General features: G+C 57.7%; 3 protein-coding genes. All 3 read left to right on the top strand.

Translation table 11 applies throughout. The features are described from left to right. Window positions 1-171 precede the first annotated feature (171 nt). From ACR0K9_RS21410 to ACR0K9_RS21400, 3 genes are read left to right on the top strand one after another with little or no spacing between them, the layout of a single operon-like run. Window positions 172-1,800, top strand: a complete 1,629-nt coding sequence (locus ACR0K9_RS21410; protein WP_480826095.1) for a Mu transposase C-terminal domain-containing protein — start codon at window positions 172-174, stop codon at window positions 1,798-1,800. Then, on the top strand, window positions 1,778-2,635 hold the full coding sequence (locus ACR0K9_RS21405; RefSeq protein ID WP_480826094.1) for a TniB family NTP-binding protein: 858 nt from the start codon (window positions 1,778-1,780) through the stop codon (window positions 2,633-2,635). Before ACR0K9_RS21410 ends, ACR0K9_RS21405 begins: the two co-directional genes overlap by 23 nt. Beyond that, entirely contained in the window at window positions 2,632-3,567 is a 936-nt protein-coding gene (locus ACR0K9_RS21400) for a TniQ family protein (RefSeq protein ID WP_480826096.1), read from the top strand. The genes ACR0K9_RS21405 and ACR0K9_RS21400 overlap by 4 nt, the downstream gene beginning before the upstream one ends. The last annotated feature ends 95 nt before the right edge of the window (window positions 3,568-3,662 follow it).

The following is a 3,662-nucleotide window of genomic DNA, read 5'->3' as shown; positions in this document are numbered from 1 at the left end:
CTGTCACTGTACCCTAATTAATCAGAATCTTGCTTGAAATTGTCCTGCAAAATCAATTGTGGTTTGTGCTCTCAATTTTCATATTGTACCGCTAATTACCATACTGTACCCTTAATTGCCGTACTGTCGATACTGTGGATAAGTTTCGGCCTATTGGGGCGGGGGATTTGCGTGGTAGATGAGCGTCTTGCGAAACACCGTGCAGCGGTTCTTCGGCCGATCCTGGAGCTTGAGAAGAGAGGTGAGCCGATCAGCGCGGCGATCGGAGATGCCGCTTGGGAACTGGGCTTGGCGAAAAGCCACACTTGGTCGCTTTACCGGCGTCTGAGAGAGAACGATGCACGTGCCACGGCGTTGGAGTTGGACCGTCGCGGGCCGAAACCAGGGTCGAAACGGATTGCCGAAGGCGTCGAAATCATCATCTATGAGAGCCTGCGAAAATACTATCTGAACCGCGAGCGCTCGAGCTTTCTTCGCATCTGGCGCGAGATTCGTGCCGAGTGCGTGGCGAAGGGGTTTCAGCCCCCGACCCGTAGAACGGTCAAAGCCCGTCTAGATGCTATGGATCAGCGAGAGGTCTTCCGGAAACGGCGCGGGGCAGAGGAGGCTGACAAGGTCTTTGCTGCGCGTCCGGGCCGCCTTGAAGTTTCAGCCCCGCTAGAAGTCGTTCAGATTGATCATACAACTTCAGACATCACGTTGGTCGATCACGTCAATCGACGGCCACTTGCGCGCCCCTATCTGACGGTTGCGATTGATGTCGCGACCCGGATCGTTCTCGGGGTCTATGTCACTTTCGACGAGCCATCTATCTTGTCGATCGCCCTATGTCTCGATCACTGCGTGCGCCGGAAATCGGTGCACGTCCCTGGAACAAAGGAAGAGCTGGTTTGGCCGACGGCCGGCATTCCGAAGGCGATCTACGTCGACAATGCGCGGGAGTTCCACAGCGACGCCTTCAGAATGGCCTGCGAAGATTGGGGCATCGCTGTCGAGTATCGTCCGCTTGGCGGCAAACACTACGGCGGCCATGTCGAACGGCTGATCGGAACAACTATGGGGGCCGTTCATGTGCTGCCCGGGACGACGCAATCCTCAATCGTTGAGAAGGGCGACTATGACAGCGAGAAGCATGCGGCCCTGACACTAACCGAGTTCGAGGATTGGCTTCATCTGGAAATCTGCCGATACCACAATACGGTTCACGAAGCTCTCGGACGAACCCCGCTCGCGGCATGGGCGGACATGGGCGGGGATACTGCGGGACGGCAGGTTGTCGATGTCGATGCCTTTAGGACAAGCTTCTTGCCTTTCGAATGTCGCCAGCTTGGGCGCACCGGGATCACGCTCTTTGGGGTCCATTACTGGAGTGATGTCTTTGCCTCGTTGGTCGGACGAGGGCAGGGCAAGGTACAGGTGAAATACGATCCGCGAGACTTATCGCAGGTGTGGGTCATCACCGGTGATGGCCGCGTGATCCCGGCGCGCTACCGGGATCTCAGCCACCCGCGGATATCGCTTTGGGAAAGTCGGCGAGCCCGGAAAGATTGGCAGGAAAAGCATGGTGGCCGGATCAACGAGCGGGTCCTATTCCAATTGATTGACGCGCAACGGCAGCTGGCTGAGGCGGCGCGCCAAAAAACGCGGATTGCCCGGCTAGAGAACGAAAGAGATGCGCGGCTACCCCGGCACCAACCGCGCCGTGATCCGTCGCGCGAAATGTTCGCGATTGATACAGGCAACCCTGATCTGCCTACCTATGAGATTGATGAGTTTAATGACCCCAGAAGAAAGAATTGACCGTATCCGCGGCGACCATTGGGTCGCGTTTGACCGTGCCACCATCGTTCTCAACCGATTGACATCCCTGATGGAAATGCCACAGCAAAGCCGGATGCCAGGGCTGATGGTTTATGGAAGTTCCGGCATAGGAAAGACGATGATCGCCAAGCGGATGGCGAGCAAATATCCAACGCAGTACAACGCTGAACTGGGCATCACGAAAACACCCATCCTGCTGGTTCAGGCCCCGCCGGCCCCGGACGAACGGCGGTTCTATCAGCACATCCTGGCGACGATCGGGGCGCCTATGTGGGGTCGGCATACCGTGTCCGAGCTTGAGGTGCGCGCGCTCAGTCATCTTCGGGACATGGACCTTAGGATGCTGATGATCGACGAAGTGCATAACCTGCTTGCTGGCAGCTACCGTGAGCAACGCCGTTTCCTGAACATGCTCCGGTTCCTCGCCAACGATCTCTGCGCCTCGCTCGTCGTCTTCGGTGTGAACGAAGCTCTGGAAGCGGTTCGAGGAGACGATCAATTGGCCCGACGTTTGGACGAACACTACCTGCCGCTCTGGGAAGACGATGTGGAGTTCTCTCGCCTGATCCAGACGTTGATCGCGGCGATGGCGCTTGAGCAACGCTCAGGCCTTACGGTGGCGTCGCTTCGGACGATCCTGAAAGTGACCGGTGGCGTCACCTCGCGCGTGTTCATCATGATCAAATCCCTGGCTATCGATGCAATCGAGACCGGAGAAGAGCGGATCACGGACGAAGCGGTCCATGCCTGGCAACCGGTTTGGACGAAGCATGCCTGGAACATCCCTCGACAGCCCGCCGCTACATTCGGGTGACCCTCAGACCGCTACCGTTTCGACCGCCACCTATGCTTGATGAGCTTCTGTCGAGCTGGATGGGCCGCGTGGCGAAGGCCAATCATTGTTCGGTTGAAGAGCTTTGTGGCTATCTGGGTTTGGGGCAGGGCAGGGTGCCGGAATGTGCAAGCGACCTGCGAACGGCGAACTGGGCCATGCTATGCAGGGCGGTTCAGCGGTCCCGGGATGAAATCGTCAGCATGGCTCTTCCGGATTCAATGCATCATGACGTGCAATACGTGTCCCGGCATGACTTCCAATATTGCCCGGGGTGTGTTGCGAAATCACCCGATCTGGTGCTTCGCCATTGGCGCTTGGCATGGTCGATGACCTGCGAAATCTGCGGCCTGGCCCTGGCAGCCAAGTATCCAGCCAATGATGTATCAGGCAGACTTCATGCCCGAGCTTTGCGCGGCGCGGAAGTTCTGAAGACGGCTGCCGCCGCGACCGATCTTGCGCGGTTGAACCGGATCAGTCTGACCCTGCAAGTCATATCGGTGCTGAAGATCGGGCGTCTTTGGTCGCTCACCTCCGGGAACAAGCGCGAAAGGCTAATGGCGCTTGCGGCGGTCGGTATCGGCACGACCCGTCCCTTGTTGGGTGCCGCCATCATACTGCGAGGAAACGACCGGGCGGCCCGGGAGTTGAGCCGCGTATTTCCTGAACATCGTGAGATGATCGAGCGGATCCGTGGATTGTCGCAGGACCTCGGTCGACCGCTTCCTAGATTGGTTGAAACAGTGCATCCAATCGGGCATGAAGCACATGGATTGTGCCGCCCAAGAGTGTCGGAGAGCGCTTTGCAGGCCGCTCGTCAGGCCATCTCAGAGCTCGGGGCAGACGCAAATCGTCAAGCGCTTCTGATGCGCGCCGATGCAATCTGGAAGCGCTCAAGTGGGGTCAAGTCATAAGCCACGGAACCTGTGGATATATTGCAATTAAGGGTACAAAAACGCCCCGGAACGCCGTGAATCCGCAAATTCTGATTAATTAGGGTACAGTGACA

The organism is Ruegeria sp. L12 (assembly GCF_056531745.1).
Note: the sequence above shows the minus strand (reverse complement) of the source record. Positions and strands in the feature narration are given on the sequence as shown.